We start from the raw sequence: 461 nt of genomic DNA, 5'->3' as shown, positions 1-461 counted from the left end.
TGAATCTCCCCGGGTTCCGTGCGCACCGCGTTATCTGTCTCCGGCAGGTTGTTCGGAGCAGGTGGAATAGTAGTCGTCTTCGTATTCGATCGGTGGTCGGCGGCCGAGCCGGTGCATCAGCCGGGAGTTGTTGAACCAGCTGACCCATTCGTGGGTGAGTAGCTCGACATCCGCCAGCCGATGCAGAGGACCGCGCCGGAACGGCGAATCATCACGCACCGCCTCGGTCTTATAGAGTCCGATCGTGGTCTCGGCGAGGGCATTGTCGAAGGCGTCCCCGACCGAGCCTATCGACGGACGCAGGCCCGAAAGCATCAGTGTCTCACCGAATTTCACCGATGTATATTGCGACCCGGCGTCCGAATGATGAATCGTGGACCCGGTCCACGGCCGCCCCTGACGCCGCCGCAGCGCGGCGGCCTGACGGATCGCCGATTCCACGAACGCGGTCTGTTTGCTGG

At 62.9% G+C, this 461-nt stretch carries 1 protein-coding gene; it reads right to left on the bottom strand.

Annotated features, from left to right (window positions below; translation table 11 throughout):
- Positions 1–30: 30 nt before the first annotated feature.
- Positions 31–461, bottom strand: a 431-nt coding sequence (locus IU459_RS37610) for an integrase core domain-containing protein (RefSeq protein WP_195134318.1), incomplete at its 5' end; no start/stop codon positions are given.

Source organism: Nocardia amamiensis (genome assembly GCF_015477605.1).
Classification (GTDB): domain Bacteria; phylum Actinomycetota; class Actinomycetes; order Mycobacteriales; family Mycobacteriaceae; genus Nocardia; species Nocardia amamiensis_A.
Note: the sequence above shows the minus strand (reverse complement) of the source record. Positions and strands in the feature narration are given on the sequence as shown.